The sequence below is a fragment of the Streptomyces sp. NPDC001315 genome (assembly GCF_042896175.1).
In the GTDB taxonomy this organism is placed as follows: Bacteria; Actinomycetota; Actinomycetes; order Streptomycetales; family Streptomycetaceae; genus Streptomyces.
This window is the reverse complement of record NZ_JBIAWZ010000010.1, coordinates 146708-163845: the sequence shown is the minus strand read 5'-3', so window position 1 is coordinate 163845 and position 17138 is coordinate 146708. Positions and strand designations below refer to the sequence as shown.

Genomic DNA, 17138 nt, shown 5'->3' with positions numbered 1-17138 from the left:
CCTGCACGGCCCTTGCCTGGTGCTCCAGGGCGCGCTTAACCTCTCGGCGATGTCGAAGCGCTTCGACAGGCGGGCAACGATCCGCGCCGCCTTTCGACGTCCTCGAAGCCGCTCATGCCTCCCGCACCGAGGTCACGCGGCCACTGCGCAGCCCTCTCGCACGACGTTCCTCACAGAACCTCAGAGCCGAAGGACCGCCCACCATGAGCATCGCAATGAATCGCAGAACCTTCGTGAACGGCGCCGCCGCCGTCGCCGGGGCCGCCGCCCTGTCCCCCTTGCTGTCCGCGTGCGGAAGCGGCTCGTCCAACTCGAAGGGTGGCACCAACTCCCGGTCGGGACTGGCCGCCGCGCTTCCCGACTACCGGCCCAGCACGTCGGTGAAGCCGGACATCCCGTCGGTCACCGGGCCCGCCGGAGCGTTCACCAGCCCGGGCTTCCTGTCCTACCCGGCCCACCCCGTGACCACGGTTCAGGGAATCCCCGGCAAGGGCGGCAGCTACACCGCGGTGACACCGATCTGGGGGACCCTGCCCCCGCCGGACAACTCCTACTACCGGGCCATGAACAAGGCCCTCGGCATCGACCTGACCATGAAGCCGGCGAACGGCAACGACTACGCGACCGTCGTCCCGACGATGACCGCGTCCAAGAAGCTGCCGGACTGGGTCCAACTGCCGTCCTGGTGGAACGCCACCTTCAACGTCAGCGCGCTGGCGGGCACCCAACTGGCCGACCTCACCCCGTACTTGGCCGGCGACAAGATCAAGAAGTACCCGAATCTGGCCGCGATCCCCACCGGCGCCTGGCAGGCCGCCGCCTGGGAGGACAAGATCTACGGCATCCCCTCCTTCGCCGCCGGCATGGCCGTGGCAGGAGCCATCTACTTCCGCGCGGACATCCTGGGAGCGAAGGGCATCACCGCGGACCAGGTCAAGTCCGCCGACGACCTGTGGAACCTGGGCAAGGAGCTGACCGACGCCAAGCGCGGTGTGTGGGCCTTCGACGACGTGTGGACCTACCTGTACCAAGCGTGGGGCGTTCCCTCCAAGTTCGCCGTCAAGAAGGGCAAGCTCGTGCACAAGTACGAGATGCCCGAGTTCCTGGAAGCCCTGAACTGGCACTACCGACTCGCCAAGGCCGGCTATGTGCACCCGGAATCACTGGCGGGCGACACCAACAACGGCATCTCCCGGTTCTATGCCGGAAAGTCCCTGATCCAAGGCGGCGGCACCGGCGCCTGGAACCTGGCGGACCACCAGTCCGGCGTCGCCGCGAACAAGAACTACCGCCGCGCGGCCTTCGACATCATCTCCGCCGACGGCACATCCACACCCCAGACCTTCCTCGGCCCCTCCACCAGCATCATGAGCTACCTCAACGCCAAGCTCAAGGGCGACCAGATCGAAGAGCTGCTGTCCGTCGCCAACTACCTCGCCGCGCCCTTCGGTTCAGCCGAGTACACACAGATCGTCTACGGCGTCGAGGGTGTCCACTACACGATGGTCAACGGCATCCCCGCCTACACCGACGAGGGCAAGAAGACCGCACAGCAGCAGACGTTCAACTTCCTGGCCTCCGCGCCGCAGGTCGTCAGTAACCCGGGTGCCAACCAGGTGACGAAGGACTACACCGCCTGGCAGGCCCGGACCGTGAAGCACGTCTACAAACCGGTGTTCTGGAACATGAACATCACGGTGCCCAAGCGCTTCGCCACCGCCGACACCGCACAGGCCGTCGAGGACGCCATCAAGGACTGCTACCACGGCATCAGGAAGGTCTCCGACGTCCAGGCCACCATCGCGTCCTGGAAGTCCAGCGGCGGCGACCGGCTGACCGACTGGTACCAGACCGCCGTACTGGAGAAGAACGGCAGCGGCCAGTAACAGACGACGGCGTGCGGACCGGCCGCTTGGCAGCGGCCGCCGCACAGCGAGGAGGAGCGGTGGCCGCCACGATCACCACCAAGAACAAGAAGGAATCCACGTCGGCAGCGGTCGAGGGAGGTGAGGAGTCCGCTCCCCCGGCGAACCGCATGAGTCTGCGGTTGCAGTTACGCCGGGACAAGTCGCTGATCATCATGACCCTGCCGGCGGTCGCGCTGCTGCTGGTCTTCAACTACGCACCGCTCTTCGGCCTCATCACCGCCTTCGAGTACTACGACCCGCTGGTCGGGGTGGTGCACAGCGACTGGGCCGGCCTCGACCAGTTCCGGCAGCTCTTCGACGACCCGCTGTTCTGGGCGGCACTGCGCAACACCCTCTGGCTCAGCTTCGTCCAGCTGATCCTCTTCTTCCCCGTGCCGATCGGGCTGGCGCTGCTGCTCAACACGGTGCTCAGCGAACGGTTGCGGAACTTCATCCAGTCCGTGGTCTACCTGCCCCACTTCTTCTCCTGGGTGCTGGCCATCACCCTCTTCCAGGAGATGCTCGGCGGTGCCGGAGTGCTCAACCACTTCCTCGCCCAGCACGACCTGGGTCCCTGGAACATCATGACCAACCCGGACACCTTCGCTCTGTTGGTCACCTCCCAGGCCGTGTGGAAGGAGGCCGGCTGGGGCGTCATCGTCTTCCTCGCCGCGCTCGCCGCCATCGACCAGAACCTCTACGAGGCCGCCGCCGTCGACGGCGCGGGCCGCTGGCGCCGGATGTGGCACATCACCCTCTCCGGCATGCGCGGCGTCATCGTGCTGATGCTCGTCCTGCGCCTGGGGAACGCCCTGTCCGTCGGCTTCGAGCAGTTCCTGATCCAGCGCAACGCCGTCGGCCACGACACCGCCGACGTACTGGACACCTTCTCCTTCTACTACGGCATCGCCACCAACAACTACAGCTACGGCGCCGCGGCCGGACTGTTCAAGAGCGTGATCTCCCTGCTCCTGATCTGGGGCGCCAACAAGGTCGCGCACACCTTCGGTGAGGACGGGTTGTACCGCAAATGAGCCAGACGCTGACGCCAACGCAGACCGCCTCCGCCCTCCGGCCCGACCGCCACCGCGGCCGTCCCGTCTGGGAGGAGAAGCCGACCCTCGCCGGGCAGACGCTCAAGGGCGGCGTCCTTGTCCTGGTCCTCGCCGCCGTCCTGGTGCCGCTCTACATCGTCGTGCTCACCAGCTTCTCCACCCCCGGGGCCATCAACCGCGCCGGCGGACTGGTGCTCTGGCCCGACGGCTTCACCCTCGGCGCCTACCGGCAGATGCTCACCGACGGTCCGGTCACCCGCGCTCTCCTGGTCAGCCTCGGCATCACGGTCATCGGCACGGCGCTGTCCATGGTGGTCTCGGTGATGTGCGCCTACGGCCTCTCCCGGTCCCGCTCTCTCGGCCACCGCAGCATCCTGACGGTGCTGATCGTCACCATGTTCGTCAGCGGCGGGCTGATCCCGACCTACCTCGTCGTCACCGGCCTCGGGGGCTACGGCCAGTACTGGGCGCTGATCCTGCCCAGCGCCGTCTCCGTCTTCAACATCCTCGTCCTGCGCTCCTTCTACTCCGGCACCGCCGCGGACCTGATCGACGCGGCCCGGATGGACGGGTGCAGCGAATGGCGCATCCTCTGGTCGGTGGTGCTGCCCACCTCCCGCGCGGTCACCGCGGTCGTGGCCCTGTTCTACGCCGTCGGCTACTGGAACGCGTTCTTCAACGTGATGCTGTACATGCCGACCGACAGCGCGAAGTGGCCACTGCAGTACGTGCTCCTCCAGTACGTCAACTACGGCCTGACCATGCCCGGTTCGGTCAACAGCGGCTACGGCGGCACCCACATGCAGACGGCACCGCAGTCGCTCCAGATGGCCGTGGTGGTGCTGACGCTGGTCCCGATCCTGCTCGTGTACCCCTTCATGCAGAAGCACTTCAAGACGGGCGTGCTCACCGGGGCCATCAAGGGCTGACCCGCGGCAAGCAGAAGGCATCGCGGTGTGCCTGGATCAGACGCCCTCTCAGGCGATTCTGGTCGCGAGGATGCCACCGTCGACATCGATCGACGCGCCGTGCACATAAGCCGCCTCGTCGCTCACGAGGTAGCGCACCGCCCAGGCGATGTCGACGGGGCGGCCGGGCGCGCCGGCCGGGATCGAGGTGGTGAGGTGGGCCAGCACATCCGGGTCGGAGTTGCCGGGGGTCGTCGTCGCACCGGGCGCGACGGCGTTCACCCGCACACCGCGCGGCCCGTACTCGGCGGACCAGGCCCGTGTGAGCTGTTCGAGTGCCGCCTTCGTGGCCGGGTAGAGACCCACGAACGGAGTACCGACCCGGCCCATCCACGAGGTGATGTTCACGATCGCGCCCCAACCGCGTTCCGCCATCGCGGGCGCGAGCGCGGCGACGAGGCCGTGCGGCACGCGGATGTTGGTCGCCAGGAGCGCCTCCACCGCCCCGTCGCCGAGGCTGTCGGTGGGCCCGACGGGGAAGATGCCCGCGTTGTTGACGAGAATGTCCACGCGGCCTCCGAGCGCCTCGGTCGCACGGCGCGCGAAGTCCCGCGTCGCGTCGGCGCTCTCGGCCAGGTCACCGAGTTCCACCGAGGCACGGCCACCGGCAGCCTCGACAGCGGCCGCGACACGGCCTGCTCGCGACTCGTCGCGTCCGTGAACGAGCACGTGCGCCCCGCTCGATGCCAGCACATGTGCGATCGCTTCGCCGATGCCGCTGGAGGAACCGGTCACTATCGCGGTGCGTCCGGCGAGGCGGTTGTCTCTGGGCAACGAGTGAAGCGATTGGTCTTTCGAAGTCATGCCGACCATCGTCCCGAAGCAGTGCTGTGGCGGCTTGCCGAATCTCGTCGATTGCTTGCCGGATCCGCTCACGGTCCGCTCCGGGGCCGTGAGCGGTCTTGTTGAATAGCGCTATGACCTTGGGTATGAACGCCCCAGCGGCACAGGAATCGATCGCCGCCAGCCTCGGCCGTGCCGCCGCGTGCCTGCGCCGTCACGTCGAGCATCCGCATCGTTCGAAACCGCTGGGTCTCCTGCTGAACCGCTCCGCGGTCACCACCCCGCTGGTGTACACGAAGTACGCGCCGAGCTTGTCCGTCGTGCTCAGCGGGCGCAAGCGCGTCATCATCGGCGACGATGACGCGCCGTGGGGTCGCGAGCGCTTTCTGATCACGCCCGTCGACCTGCCCGTATTCGGCAGCGTGATCGCGCTCGGCGAGGAGAGGGACTTCCTCTCGGCCACCTGGCGACTCGATCCCTTGGTCGTCGCCGAAGTGGCCTCACGACTTCCCCGGCGGGCGTCCGACGCGCCGCCCGAACGCCTCGGGACCATGACGCCGCAGCTGGCGGAGGCCATCGACCGGCTCTTCCGCTTGCTCGACGCACCCGAGGAGCAAGCGGTGCTTGGACCACTCCTTGAACGTGAGATCACGTTGCGGTTGCTGCAGACCGACCAGGCGCCGCGCGTGCTCGCCGCCGCCGACTCCGCGCGTGCCGACCTCGTCGCGAGCGCGGCCAAAGCCCTGAGCAGCGATCTCAGCAGCCCGTGGACCCTCAACCGGCTCGCCGAGACGGCGGGAACCAGCCCGGCGACGCTGACCAGGCGGTTCCGGCAGGTCACTGGCATGACGCCCATGCAGTACCTCAAGCGCCTGCGCCTGGGCGAGGCCCGCCGCCGCCTCCTCGTCCTCGACGATTCCGCCTCGCATGCGGCGGCCATGGTCGGATACGCGAGCGCCGCACACTTCTCACGCGACTACCGCGCCGCCTACGAGGTGACTCCGACGGAAGACGCGAACGAGTGGAGAAGGCGCACGCGGGCGAGCGGCTGACCTCACGAATGCGGGCGCGCTCCCGATCCGCCCCTCGGGCGCCGGCCAACAGGTAGGCGCGGCGCACCGAGCCCGGCGCGTCCAAGGTCCGGCCGAGCTGATGGCAGGCGCCGTCGCAGAACGCCGTGAAACGGCCGACCTCGCAGTGGTGGCCGTCCGAGCCCACACGTCCGCTACTGATCCGCTCTCCAGCCGTCGTCGGCATCCGAAAGTCAGCGGAACCTGGGCAGTTGGCCGGCAACTCCGCCGGCCGCCCCGCTCCGGAACCGCCGGCAGAGCCGCTTCTTCGGGCTCCTTGGCCGGCCTTCTCTCCGGATCGGGTCTGCACGCCACGAGGTGACGTAAGGCGTACGCCACGGCACCGGCCGGGGGCACCAGCAGTCACCAATACGTCATCTGGACGCTCGCTACCTCCCCAGCGGTGCTGCAATCGTCTGTTCGCATCATGGAAAGCCACCATCCACCTTCTGAACAGATGAAAGCCGGGGCATCCGACCTCAGCGAGGAAGCCGACCCGACGGTGCGCGTCACACCATCGCCCGAGCACCTGGAAGACACCCAGGAGTGCGGTGAAACGCCCGTTCCTGGCGACCACTTCGAACCCCTCTAACCTCACCCCCCAGTAGGGACAGACATGCACAGACACCCCATACCCCGGCCGGGCACACGATGCCGCGGCCGCTTCCTGGCATTGCTGGCGGCAGCTTTGCTGTCGGTGCCCATGCTGGGCATATCGGCAGCTCCCGCCGTGAGTTCGCCGTCAGCTGCCGCAGATCCCGCTGCCGCCCAGGAGCAGGCCGCGATCAAGTCGACCCACGACATCACGCTCGTCACTGGTGACGTCGTGACGGTCACCACGTTCGAAGGCGACACTCCGCCGGCCGTCCGGGTGCGACCTGACGGACCGTCGCACGGTCTGGCCGTCATCCAGCACTCGGAGACGGGAACGTATGTCGTTCCGCAGGCCGCGCGGCAGGCAATGATCGACGACGCGGTCGATCCCGAGTTGTTCGACGTCGAGCGGCTCGTGGCGGAGGGCTACGACGATGTGTCCACCAAGGTGCTTCCGCTGGTGCTCGACAACAGCGAAGGCGCCGGCGTACCGAAGGCCGCCCCGCAGGCTCGGATCACCAGCAACCTGCGGAGCATCAACTCGCGCGGCGTCGGCGTGCCCAAGGCCAAGGCCGAGGCCTTCTGGCGGCGCAACGACAGCACCGGCGAGCGCAAGACGCTGCACGTCGGCAAGATCTGGCTGGACGCCAAGGTCAAGGTCGACCTCGCCCAGTCGGTGCCCCAGATCGGTGCCCCCGCCCTGTGGAAAGCCGGGTTCGACGGCAAGGGCGTCAAGGTCGCGGTACTCGACACCGGTGTCGACGCGACCCACCCCGATCTGGCCGGACGGGTCTCGCTGCAGGAGAACTTCACCGACACCGCCGACGCCGTCGACCACCTCGGCCACGGCACGCACGTGGCGGCCACGATCGGCGGCTCGGGCACCGGAAACGGCGCGAAGGGCGTGGCGCCCGAGGCCGACCTCATCTCGGGCAAGGTGCTCAACAACAGAGGCAACGGCTACCTCTCGGACATCATCGAGGGCATCGAGTGGGCCGCCGCCGAGCACGCGGACATCGTCAACATGAGTCTGGGTACGTCCGACCCCGACGACGGAAGCGGCCCGCTCAGCGCCGCCGTCGACCAGGCCACGGCCGAACACGGCACGCTCTTCGTCGTGTCGGCCGGCAACTCCGGCTGGAACACCATCGGCAGTCCGGCCTCGGCCCGGGACGCGCTCACCGTGGGGGCGCTCAACCGGGACGGATCCCGTGCGGGCTTCTCCAGCACGGGCCCGCGGATCGGCGACTTCGGCGTCAAGCCGGAGATCTCCGCCCCGGGGGTCGGCATCGTCGCCGCCCGTGCCAAGGGCACCTCGCTGGGCAACCCGGTCGACGAGCTCTACACCTCGATGGACGGCACGTCCATGGCGTCGCCGCACGTGGCCGGCGCCGCGGCGCTGCTCAAGCAGGCGCATCCCGAGTGGACCTGGCAGCAGCTCAAGTCCGCGCTGGTCGGCTCGGCCCAGCCGGGCGACTACCGGGTCGAGGAGGGCGGTTCCGGCCGGGTCGACGTCGCACGGGCGCAGACCCAGCTCGCCTACGCCGTCCCCGCCGCCGCCGACCTCGGTGCCGCGCCGTTCGTCGACGGCGGGCCGTACAAGACGCTGGCCCGCGAGGTCGCGTTCCATAACGACGCCGCCACCGCGCGCACCTTCACGCTCACGGCGTCGGTCACGTCGTCCGCGGGTGCCCCGCTCCCGGACGGTGCGATGCGCCTGTCCACGAGCGAAGTGACCGTGCCCGCCGACGGAACGGCCGCCGTAACGATCACCGTGGACCCGAACCTGCTGACCGCCGAGACGCCGTACTCCGGGCTCGTGACCGCCGCCGCGACCGACTCGACCGCGTCGGTGCGGGTACCGGTCTCGTTCTACGTCGAGCCGCCGTTGCGGACCATCACGGTGCGCGGCACCGGCACCGACGGCAAGCCGGTACTCGACGACAGCCTCCTGCTCGTCCAGGACGAGACCGGCACCAAGACGTACCAGGGGGTCTTCCGGAACGGCGTGGGGACCGTGCGCGTCAAGCCCGGCACCTACGTCGTCGAATCCCTCCTGCTGACCCCCGACGCGGGCGGCGAACAGGTCAAGGACGTCGCGATGTACGTCAAGCCCGAGGTCCGCATCGGGGACACCGGCATCGAGCTGGCGCTGGACGCGCGCAAGTCCACGGAGATCACCTACCGCACCGGCCGCACCACGGAACAGCAGATCGGCTCACTGGGCTACTGGCGCAGCACGCGCCCGGGCTTCAACACCCTGGTTGCCCTGCCGCCGGACTTCAAGCACATCAGGCTGTTCCCCACCCCGGCCCCCAAGAACGGGACGCAGGAGATCACCGTGTACTCAACACGGACCGCTCCGATCCTCGACGCCAAGGCCGGCCGTACGCGCCTGCATCCCACCCAGCTCGACTCGGCCAAGCGGTTCGATGGCAAGGCCGAGCTGAAGCTGGTCGACGTCGGGGACGGCTCAGCGGACGGCTTCGCAGGCAAGGACGTCAAGGGCAGGCTCGTGCTCGCCACCCCGGATCCGGAGGCCATGTCCTCGGTCGTCGAACGGGCGGCCGCCCAAGGCGCCGCGGCGGTCGCGATCGGGAACACCGGCCCCGGCCGCCTCGTCGGGGCGGTGGACTCGCAGGCAGCCCCGGCGTTCGCACTGCCCGGGGAGGACGTGAGTGCCCTGCGCCGTCTCCTGCACCATGGAAAGCACGTCGAGGTCGACCTCGTGGGCACCCTGCTCACGCCGTACGTGTACGACCTCGTCACCCCCTTCACCGACACGGTCCCGCGCGGCCCGCTGACGGTCGGGGTCGACGAGTCCAGCCACGCGCACGTCAGCGCCCGGATCCATGAGCGAGGCGGTGCGGCCGGTCCCGCGAACTACACGAACTACATCCTGCGGTGGAACGGATCCGACGCTGTCCGCTACGTCCCGGTCGGCACCCAGCTCGCGGTACGGCGTGGTGCCGTGCTCGACGAGTGGTTCAGCGCCAGCTCCGAGACCTCCTACAACGCCGGGGTCACCTTCGACTCCTCGGGCGGCTCCGTGTGGTTCTCGGACATCGAGAACGGCAGACACCGGTTCCAGCAGCCGGGTCACCGCACGGTCGACTACTTCAAGACCGTCAACACCTCGAAGTTCGGGGTGCTGAAGACCAAGGGCAACACGCTCTGGGTCGTGACGGACCGCCTCTTCGATCCCACCGGCCTGCACCTGATGCGGGACTGGCAGGGCGACGCCAAGCGGATGACGCTGTACCGCGACGGCACCCAGCTGTACACGAACCAGCTGTCGGACTTCGGGGCCATCTCGGTGCCCTCGGGTGAGGGGGACTACAAGCTGGTGGTCGAGGCGCGACGGGACGCTCCCGGGTGGAAGTACTCGACCCACATCACCACCACGGCATCGTTCCGGGCGAACCCGCAGCCGGGCTCGGCCGACAGCCCCATCTCCATCCCGCAGGTCGTCTACGGCACCGGAGTCGACCTGTCCAACCAGGTCCGCGCCGACCGGCCACAGACCCTCACGGTCACGGCCCGCCCCTCACAGACCGGCGAGGCGGAGGTCACCAAGGTGCGGACGTGGATCTCCTACGACGACGGCCGGACCTGGAGCAGCCTCAAGCTCGCCCCGGCCGATGCCGACGGCGTCTGGAAGGCGAAGTTCAGGGTTCCCGGCGGCGCGTCGGAGTACGTGAGCCTGCGCACCGAGGCGACCGACGCGAACGGGCACTCGATCGACCAGACCGTGGAGCGTGCCTTCGGGGTCAGGTGACGGTCAGGACGATGTCCACATGAGCCGACGGCGATCGGTGCCCTCTTCGAGCGAGGGCCACCGGTCGCCGTCGGCGCGTCCGGAAGGCAGGCGTCACTCCGGCTCCGGCGGCAGCAGCCCCGCCCTGGACGCCGCCACCGCCAGCGCGGTGCGGGACGAGACACCGAGCTTGCGCATCGCCCCGGACAGATGCTGGCCGACCGTGCGGTGGCTGATGTACAGCATTCCGGCGATCTGCCGGTTCGTCATGCCCCGCGCGGCAAGGTCGGCCACCTCCAGCTCCCGGGGTGACAGCTGGTCGCCGTACCCCTGCGGCCCGCGCCGCCAGGTGCGCACCACCTCGGTGCCGTTCTCCCGCAGCACCTGGGCGACCCGGTCGGCGTCCCGCTTTGCGCCCAGCTCACGGAGTCGTCGCTCGGTGTCCGACAGCAGCCGCAGCGCATCGTCCTGACGGTCCGTCGCGATCAGACATCGGCCGCGACGCTCCAGGGCGAGCAGTTCGTCATACGGCCGCGGCAGTGCCGCCCACGCCGCGGCGGCGTCGGCGAACAGTTCGGCGGCGTCGCCACGGCTCCTCGCCTCGGCCGCGACGGCCCGGCAGGTGGCCAACGCCGCGGCCGGGGCCGGCGCGGTGCGATCGCCGAGCCAGCGGGCGAACTGCCCGAGCAGCGCGTCGACTTCCGCGTCGGCGCCGGCCGCGACCAGTGCCTCGACCCGGACGGGAAGCACGTCGGTCGCCCACAGCCACAGGCCCTTGCGGGCGATCGTCGCGACCAGGTCCGCCGTGACGTCCAACGGCTCGTCGACCGCGACGTCGAGCAGGCCCGAGCGGCCCAGGGCCGCCGCCGGGACGACCATGGCGTCCACCATGCCGCGCCGACCGGTTTCGTCGAGCAGGTCACGCAGCCGTCGTTCGGCGGCGCCCCGGCGGCCTTCGACCAGATCCAGCAGTGCGAGGACCCCGCTCGCCTCGATCCTCGCCTCGCGCAGGCTCGCGGCGGACTCCGCCACCTCCGCGGCTCTGTCCGCCAGGCCTGCCCACGCGCCGGTGTACCAGTCCAGCTGGGCCCGGGTGCTGTGCGCCATGCCGAGCGACCGCTGGTAGCCGGTGGTGTGGATCTCCTCGACGGCACGTGTCAGGAGGTGCTCAGCCTGCTCGTACAGCCCCCAGGAGATCGCCATGTGACCAAAATTGATCAGCGCGCGTGCGATCTGCCGCCGCTCGTCCACGGTCTCGGCGTCGTCGCGCAGGATCTCGCGTGCCGCCTGCCATCCGGCTTCCTCACCGAGCATCAGCAGGATCAACGCCCGGTCGACGGCCAGCTCCAGGCGCTCCGTCCGGGTCCGGACCTGCGCCATCGGTTCATTCGCGCGCTCCAGCCAGGCCAAGTGTGAACTCACGGGCCACGGTCCCCGCGGTACCGCCAAGGACAGCATCGCCTTCGCCGCAAGGGCGGGCCGGGCAGCCAGGTCGGGCACAACCGCCTCGATCTCCTCGTAGACGACGTCGAACTGTGCCAGTTGGAGCAGGAGGCGACCCAACAGCAGCCTGATCTCACCGCGATCACCCGCCGCGAGGCCGGTATGGGCCAGAACGGAGCGCAGTGCGCTCGTCACGTCTGTGGCCGTGCTGCCCAGCGAGGCGCCCCCGGCCGCCGTGAACCGCCCCATCTTCCGCGCCAGGCGGACCTGAGCCTCCACCGGGTGCTCGACCTCGCTCAACACGTCCAGCAACAGCGCCACCGCTGTGTGGTCGTCACCGGATTCCCAGGCCAGATCCGCGGCCTGCTCGCTGCGGACGGACCATCCGCTCATGTCGTTGGCTTCGCGAAGGTGCCGCATCAGCCGGGTCACCGGCTGCGGATCGAGGTGCTGCAAGTGTTCCGCGGCGCGCTGGTGCAGCCGCCACCGCTCCGACGCCGGGATCGCGTCCGCCACGGCTTCCGCGTCGAGCACGTGCCGGAACACCAACTGGCCGTCACCCGCATCACGCAGCAGCCCCGCGGCGAGGCTGCGCGCGATTCCGCTCCGGCCGGCCTCGCCGTCCACGCCGGCGACCGCGGTCAGCAGCGCCACGTCGGCCGCTTCGCCCAGCACGGCGGCGGCCTCCAGCACCCGCCGGGCCTCCGTGGGAAGACGGTCCACGCGCTCCAACACCGAATCCCGCAGCGTCGGTGGCACATGCAGCTCGTCGAGCGCCCGGCGGGCCCACGCGCCGTCCCGATGGACGATGTCGCCGCGCTCCCGCATCGACCGGACCATTTCCTCCATCGCCAGCGGGACGCCGTCGGTGCGCTGGTGCAGCAACACGGCGAACTGCTCAGAGACCTCGTCCGCGCCGAGGATCGACCGGACCAGCTCCCCGGTGTGCCGCACATCCAGCGGGGAAAGCTCAACCCTGGCCAGTGTCATGCCGGCGGGGCGGCGAGACGTCAACCGCCGTAGAAGCGAGCCGAAAGGGACGTCGTCCGGGCGGTATGTCAGCACGATCGACATTCGCAGGTCACCAGAGGCGCACAGAGTGAGCAGCCATTCCAACGTCGCCGAATCCGCCCAGTGCGCGTCCTCGACCACAAGCGTCGCGACACCAAGCCGCTCGAGCAGTTCCGTCATCGCGCGCAGCAGCCGGTGCCGAGTCTCCTTCGGGTCGTCCAGCGCGTCCAGTGGCGGCGGCAACTCCTCAGCCCACTCGGCGAACAACGGCCGCAACGCGCCGCCGAGCGGACTCAGCGCAAGGCCCGACAGGGTCGGTCTCAGACGCCGCACCCCGTCCACGACCGGACCCAGCGGGAACGGCTCGCGCACAGGCGGGCACGGCGCAAGCAGGACCGCGTGATCCGCGACAGCCCTGAGTGCCTCGCGCAGCAGCCGGGACTTGCCGATACCGGGTTCGCCCTCGATGAGCACCAGCGAGCATCCGGACCGCAGCGCCCGCGTCACGCCGGCGAGGGCGTCGTCCCGGCCGACGAGGGCGGGAGTTCCCGCCGCGGCCATGACAGCACCCGCCGGACCGTCCTGGCTCGTGCCACTTGCGAGTCCTGAGCCCTCACGGTGTCGTCCGGTCTCCGTCACCATCAGAGCTCTCGGCTCCCCTCAGTAGTCCACGCGGTGGCGTGTGATGCCGCACGCCACCGGCAGGAGGCTAAGCGACATCGCGTCACGCTGTGAAGGCGCCGACGAGACGCACGAGTTAATACGCGTCGCGGTACAGCGGTCGTCACGAAAGGCTGCTCAGCACCTGAACCCTGTCCTGGACGGGCGAGCCCCTGACCACCATGCCCCGTCCACGCGGTGCGGCCGCATCGGCGCCGGGGAGCACCTGCCACCATGCTGAAAGCTGATTGGTTTCAGACGACTGGCCGGGAGGGGCGGAGTTCGTGCTCCACCGGGGTGACCATGCCCATCGTGTTGACACCGGACCCCAATTCCACTCCGCGATCGGAGTGGATGACGGTGGTGTCCGACCGCGGGGAGGGATTGCCGATGGCCAGGGCCAGGGCGTTGGTGGTCAGGGAAGTAGTGGACGAGGCATCGATCGACCAACCCACCACGCGTCGCGAGAAGGTATCCAGAGGACCGCGCAGTACACCTCGCCTTCCAGAGTGGAGTACTCCGTCGTGTCGATGACCCATACCCGGTCCCGCACGTGGCGGGTGCAATTGCGCTTCACGAGGTCGGTGACGGAGGGGTCACGTCCTTGGCGCGGGGGCGCCGGTTCGCCGGGCAGACCGTGCAGGCCGGCGCGCTGCATCAGCAGCTCCACTGTGCCGTGGCCGACATGGATGCTCAGGCCCAGGTCGCCGAATGCACACGGTGAACGACGCTGGCAACCGGGCCTATAGCGCCCGCCCTGCGCATAACGCCCACGGGTACAACCCCAGGTCAGAAGCCCTTCACGGCCGATTCAAGGATCGCAACGCACTCCACGCGGTGGGTCATCGAGAACACGTCGACGTCCAAAGGCAGCCTGATGCGCGGACGGTGTCAGCCCCGCACCCTGTACTCAAGATCCGGACCATACTCGGGCCAGACACCGCCAACTACCCTTTGAACGACGCATACGACCTGGTCAGAGCTATATGCACCCTGTACTACCAGCAGACGAAGAACCTTCTGGTGTCGCATTCGCCGAGGAAGCTGGGCTTCTTCTAGAGGCACGAAAAAATGCGCCTGACCTGGGCTTTTGTCCGTCAGGCGCCTTCCTCTCGACCCGTCCGGGACAAGGGCCGACTTACGTCATAACTCCCAGTTCCTCCCATCGCTGTCCCGCTCCTGACCAGTACTTCCGGACCAGTCACGGACCAAACCCCGACTCACCCTTCAGACTCCGCGCCCTGGCTGACTCGGTCCCACTCCCGCATGGACTCCTCGATGAGGCGGTTGGCGACGGCGAGCCGGTCGTGACGCTCTGACGTCATGTGAAAGCCGGGGCCGACGGCACGGAGACCGACCCCGGCCCACCGCGCGCCACCACACCGGAGGCTCCTCGATCCGGAGAGCCTCCGGTGCGCCCAGCAAGTGATCCAAATCCGGCGAGTGATCGAAAAGACGGAGCACGGTTCCGAACGGCGGCTCAGCGCGGGGGAATTCCTCCACGCTGCCCCTGCCGACCCTTCGCCCGAACATTCCCCCACCATCGAGAAGAACGAGGAGCCATGCCCAAGGCATACGTCTTCACCGAGTACGGCGGTCCCGAGACGCAGACCTTCGTCGACCTCCCCAAACCCGTGCCGGGGCCGGGTGAGCTTCTGGTCGCGGTGCACGCGTCCGGGGTGAACCCCGTCGACTGGAAGGTGCGCGCCGGCTACGTGCGGGAGGTCCTGCCGCTGACGCTGCCGGCGGTCTTCGGCACGGAGGTCTCCGGTGTCGTGGAAGAGATCGGCGATGGGGTCGAGGGGTTCGGGATCGGAGACGAGGTCTTCGGGGCCCTGCCGTTGAACGGCGGCTACGCCGAATACGCGCTGTTGCCCGCCCAGGCCGCGACCCACAAGCCGGCCACCGTGTCGTTCACGGACGCCGCGACCCTGTCGGTGTCGGCGGCCACCGCCCACCAGGGCATAGGCCAGCTGAACCTCAAGCCCGGTGCCACCCTGCTGGTCAACGGAGCGGGCGGCGGTATCGGTGTTGCCGCCGTGCAGATGGCCCTCCACCTGGGCGCCATCGTGATCGGCACCGCCAGTCAGGATAAGGCGGAGTTCGTCTCGTCCCTCGGAGCCACCCACGTCGCGTACGGACAAGGAGTGGCTGACCGGATCACCGCGGTCGCCCCGAACGGCGTGGACGCCATCCTCAACCTGGTCGGCGGCGCCGCCCTGTACGCCGTCGCCCACCTCGCCGCGGACAAGTCCAGGATCATCACCGCTGCGGATCCGACGGCAGCATCCGAACTCGGCGGTGGCTACTTCCAAGTGGCGCAGCACGGGGAGGCCCTCTGGCACCTCGCAGACCTGGTCGAGTCCGGCGCGCTCGATCCGCACGTCAGCAAGGTCGTGCCCTTCGCCGAGGCGGCGAAGGCTCTTGCTGCGGTCGAAGCCGGCCATTCTCTGGGCAAGACCGTCCTGAAAGTGCGGTGACGGACGCGGCGCAACCGGCCCCAACACGGGGTATCTCCTCTCGGCCTGAACTCCGGTCTCATTGCCAGGGCAAGAAGGCCGCGCAGCAGCAACTCGTAGGCCATGGAGGCCCGTTCGACGGGGTCGGTTTCGACGGCTGGCAGAGTTCCCGGCCAGCTGGCATGCCACGGGCGCCGCCTCGATTCCGATGATCAAGGTGAGCATTCACGCGAGCCCCGAGCAACTGCCCGCTCCCGGGGGCCGAGCCAGACTTCGTCGTCGGCGGGTACCTTGCGGCAGCCAACCGAGAGCAGCATAGGGAAAGCAGGTGACTCACTGTCAACAGTTCACTGACTGCTGTTCGTTTATTCTTCGGGTCCGCTGCAGCTGCGATCACCAGGGCTGTCTGTCGTGTCCGATATCGCGTCACGTGCGCACCGTTTGCGGCCAGGCGGGCGGAGCCGCCATTCAACAGGCCGCCGTGACTCCGGTCGCTCACGCGTCGACGGCACATGCTTACGGTTCAGTGCCACGGAGTAGCCACCCTGATGGACGGGCCCTCCCCGGAGAGGCCCCGGACGGGGTACGGTAACGACTCGGACTTGGCGTCGCGGACATGTAGTCTATGAATCGTTGCAGTTCAGAGCCGGTTCACGAGCTCCTGCGGTTGGTAAAGTTGAGTACGAGAAGGGCGCCGACGGCGGTGTCCTGTCGCAGGCTGTCTCCTACCTGTCGTGGTTGGACTCCGCGCGTCACGAGTTCGAGGCGCTGGTCAGAAAGAAGCTGGGCTCCGAGGTCGCCGAGTCGATCGACTGGCGGAACCCTCGGATGGTCTGCATCGCCGCTGGCTTCTCGCACCACGACCGAGTCGCGGTGCACCGTCTGCGCGAGCGGATCGACCTGGTGCGCTACCGCGTCTTCGAGGGTGGGCTGCTGAGCCTGCTGCTGATCGAGTCCACGCCCGGATCTACGAGACCGATCTCGGATCGGCGCCAGAGCCGCGAGCGGGAGGTCACGGCTGGTGCCGCCAGCAAAGACGAGAAGACGTCCGCTCAGGCGACCGCGACCGCGGGTGCGATTCCTGGCTGCCTGCAGGACCTGTACGGCGAGCTGGACGAGGCCCTCACCGCCTGGGGCGAGGTCGAGGTGGCTCAGCTTCGGCACTACATCGCCTACCGCCGGATGGTGAACGTCGCCTCCGTCATCTTCCGCCCGAAGCACGGGGCGATCCTGGTCTACCTCAAGGTCGACCCGGGCACGGTCGAGCTGGAGGAGGGCTTCTCGCGCGACATGCGCGGTATCGGCCACCTCGGGACCGGCGACCTGGAGGTGCGTATCGCCTCGGCAGCCGACCTGGAGAAGTCGGGACCGCTGATCCGGCGGGCGTTCGAGGCGGCCTGACGCAAGACGAAGGGCGGCTGGTACATCGGT

Annotated in this window: 9 protein-coding genes and 1 pseudogene; 7 read left to right on the top strand and 3 right to left on the bottom strand. The window is 68.8% G+C overall.

Translation table 11 applies throughout. The features are described from left to right. Positions 1 to 203: 203 nt before the first annotated feature. The 3 genes from ACFY16_RS26310 to ACFY16_RS26300 are packed head-to-tail and all read left to right on the top strand — an operon-like array spanning position 204 to position 3891. Positions 204 to 1886 carry a Tat pathway signal sequence domain protein gene (locus tag ACFY16_RS26310; protein ID WP_390649646.1) on the top strand — a complete coding sequence of 561 codons (1683 nt, stop codon included), beginning with the start codon at positions 204 to 206 and terminating at the stop codon, positions 1884 to 1886. 59 nt (positions 1887 to 1945) lie between these two features. Next, positions 1946 to 2941, top strand: a complete 996-nt coding sequence (locus tag ACFY16_RS26305; RefSeq protein WP_390649645.1) for an ABC transporter permease — start codon at positions 1946 to 1948, stop codon at positions 2939 to 2941. After that, positions 2938 to 3891, top strand: coding sequence for a carbohydrate ABC transporter permease (locus ACFY16_RS26300; protein ID WP_390649644.1), 954 nt, complete (start codon positions 2938 to 2940; stop codon positions 3889 to 3891). Before ACFY16_RS26305 ends, ACFY16_RS26300 begins: the two co-directional genes overlap by 4 nt. A 48-nt stretch (positions 3892 to 3939) precedes the next feature. Here the strand turns inward: ACFY16_RS26300 and ACFY16_RS26295 are convergent, their stop codons facing one another. Further along, on the bottom strand, positions 3940 to 4734 hold the full coding sequence (locus ACFY16_RS26295) for an SDR family NAD(P)-dependent oxidoreductase (protein ID WP_390649643.1): 795 nt from the start codon (positions 4732 to 4734) through the stop codon (positions 3940 to 3942). A 125-nt stretch (positions 4735 to 4859) separates the two neighbouring features. On the opposite strand from ACFY16_RS26295, the gene ACFY16_RS26290 reads away from it, so the two are divergent. Both ACFY16_RS26290 and ACFY16_RS26285 read left to right on the top strand, forming a co-directional pair. Further along, positions 4860 to 5765: an AraC family transcriptional regulator N-terminal domain-containing protein gene (locus ACFY16_RS26290; RefSeq protein ID WP_390649642.1), complete on the top strand. Its 906-nt coding sequence runs from the start codon at positions 4860 to 4862 to the stop codon at positions 5763 to 5765. Between the two features lie 748 nt (positions 5766 to 6513). Continuing rightward, positions 6514 to 10155: a S8 family serine peptidase gene (locus tag ACFY16_RS26285; protein WP_390649641.1), complete on the top strand. Its 3642-nt coding sequence runs from the start codon at positions 6514 to 6516 to the stop codon at positions 10153 to 10155. A gap of 93 nt (positions 10156 to 10248) precedes the next feature. Here ACFY16_RS26285 and ACFY16_RS26280 read toward each other — a convergent pair whose 3' ends face one another. Both ACFY16_RS26280 and ACFY16_RS26275 read right to left on the bottom strand, forming a co-directional pair. Beyond that, positions 10249 to 13149 (bottom strand): AAA family ATPase, encoded by a 2901-nt coding sequence (locus ACFY16_RS26280; protein ID WP_390649640.1) that lies wholly within the window; start codon positions 13147 to 13149, stop codon positions 10249 to 10251. A 353-nt stretch (positions 13150 to 13502) separates the two neighbouring features. Next, a complete protein-coding gene (locus tag ACFY16_RS26275; RefSeq protein WP_390649639.1) occupies positions 13503 to 13706 on the bottom strand; it encodes a hypothetical protein in 204 nt (67 codons plus the stop codon). 1104 nt (positions 13707 to 14810) lie between these two features. Between ACFY16_RS26275 and ACFY16_RS26270 the strand changes: the two genes are divergently transcribed. Both ACFY16_RS26270 and ACFY16_RS26265 read left to right on the top strand, forming a co-directional pair. Beyond that, positions 14811 to 15728, top strand: a complete 918-nt coding sequence (locus ACFY16_RS26270) for an NADP-dependent oxidoreductase (RefSeq protein ID WP_390649638.1) — start codon at positions 14811 to 14813, stop codon at positions 15726 to 15728. Positions 15729 to 16385: 657 nt separating this feature from the next. Further along, positions 16386 to 17108, top strand: a pseudogene (locus tag ACFY16_RS26265) (DUF5655 domain-containing protein); the annotation flags it as partial. Positions 17109 to 17138: the final 30 nt, after the last annotated feature.